This is a genomic window from Specibacter cremeus (assembly GCF_003946885.1).
GTDB lineage: Bacteria > Actinomycetota > Actinomycetes > Actinomycetales > Micrococcaceae > Specibacter > Specibacter cremeus.
Genome location: NZ_RWKQ01000068.1, coordinates 1 through 1,717, shown reverse-complemented (window position 1 = coordinate 1,717; position 1,717 = coordinate 1). Strand labels below are relative to the sequence as shown.

The 1,717-nt window shown below is 66.0% G+C and carries 2 protein-coding genes; both read right to left on the bottom strand.

Annotated features, from left to right (window positions below; all coding sequences use genetic code 11):
* Positions 1-87 precede the first annotated feature (87 nt).
* Entirely contained in the window at positions 88-399 is a 312-nt protein-coding gene (locus EJC77_RS19070; protein ID WP_125616504.1) for a protealysin inhibitor emfourin, read from the bottom strand.
* Complete coding sequence (locus tag EJC77_RS19065) at positions 396-1,475, bottom strand: M4 family metallopeptidase (protein ID WP_125616501.1); 1,080 nt, start codon at positions 1,473-1,475, stop codon at positions 396-398. Before EJC77_RS19065 ends, EJC77_RS19070 begins: the two co-directional genes overlap by 4 nt.
* Between the last annotated feature and the right edge of the window lie 242 nt (positions 1,476-1,717).

Here is a 1,717-nt window from a genome sequence, read left to right as displayed (position 1 = left end):
GTCGAGACCCGCGGTGGTCGAGCCTGTCGAGACCCGCGGTGGTCGAGCTCAATCACCGACGGGCTCAACCACGGCAGGCCGGGAACCTCACATCTCCAGGGATTCAACCCGTTCGGGACGCCCGTCGATCCAGGCCAGGAGCCGTCCGACGTCCTCGGGGAGTGATTCGTCCGTGTAGTGGAGGCTGTATCGCCGGCCCCCGTCCTCCAGGGAAATTTCATAGAGCTGGGAGTCCGGCCAGGTCCTGGTCACGGGCGGATCCGCTCTGGTCCGCAATCCGACGTGGTCGACCTCGGCGGTCAATTCCCGCCTGTCCCCCGGCGCCAGGGCGGCCGAATCCAGTTCGGTCCGCGCGACGATGCCGGCGAGGCCGCCGCCGCGTCGAACCGTCAGCTTCATGTCAGTACCCCGACCTCCTGCCAGGCATTCCTCACGGCGTTCTGCTCGGCGGCGCCGAACATCTCGCCCGCAACATCCACGGTGGCCTGCGCGGCCTCGTCGAACTGGGTGTTGGGACGCAGCCTGGCGACCAGGGTCTGGTACCAGATCTTTCCCGCCTTTTCCCAAGCGTAACCCCCGAGCGCGGTGGCGGCCAGATAAAAGGCGTGGTTGGGGATGCCGGAGTTGATGTGCACACCGCCATTGTCGTTGCGGGGGTCGTTGTCGTCGGGCAGGTCCACGTAGTCGTCCATATGCCCCGGCTGCCGGTCGCCGGAGTAGGCGGTGCCCGGATGGCTCATCGAGCGCAGGGCCTTGCCCAGTTCCGGGACCAGGGTTCCCTCACCGATGAGCCAGTCGGCGTCGGCCGCCGCCTGCTTGAGGCTGTACTGCTTGACGAGCGAGCCGAAGACGTCCGACAACGACTCATTGAGCGCGCCCGCCTGCTTGCTGTAGATAAGCCCGGCGGTGTAGTCCGTGACACCGTGGGTGAGTTCGTGGGCGATGACGTCCAGCGCCCGGGTCAGCGCGCCGACCTGGAAGATCCGGCCGCTGCCGTCGCCGTAGACCATCTGGCCGCCGTCCCAGAACGCGTTGTCGAAGCCCACCCCGTAGTGCACGGAGGAGATGAGCTCCATGCCGGCACCGTCCAGCGAGTCGCGTTGCAGGACATCGTGGTAGAAGTCGTAGGTCGCGGAACTGCCGTCGTAGGCCTCGTTCACGCCCTGGTCCTCGACGGCCGGTTCGCCCCACCCGCGTATCCTGACCCCGGGCAGGAACGTCCGGCCGTTGTTCTGGGTGTCGTAGACGGTCAGTTTCCGGTCGGCGGAGATGGTGAACCCCATCATCTGCCCCATGTTCAGGTTGAACTGTCGGTTGAGCCGGCCCACCACGGCACGCTGTGACCGCATGGCCGCGGAGGTGGCCAGGGCTCGCACCGCGGCCTCCTGCTGCTCGTGGCTGCCCTCGATGGCCAGCCGGGCCAGCAGGTCCGGCGGGGCGATGCTGCAGCAGGGTGTGTGCTTGTTTTCTTTCATGACGTTCCCTTCCCAGACGCGAGCGGATCCGTGACAACTGGAATGGCAAATCGGTTTAACGGTTGTCGGGCCGTGTCGAGTCAGGTCAGTATGGCGTGCTTTCGGGACCGCGGCAAGACCCTCGTTGATTCATTGAAAACCTGCGGTAGCGGTGTGTCCGGCGGCCCGGAGTTGTTTGGCAGGGCTATTTTTTCGGTAACTGGTCAGGTGGTGGTGGGGATCCAGGGTTGGCCGGTGGCGAG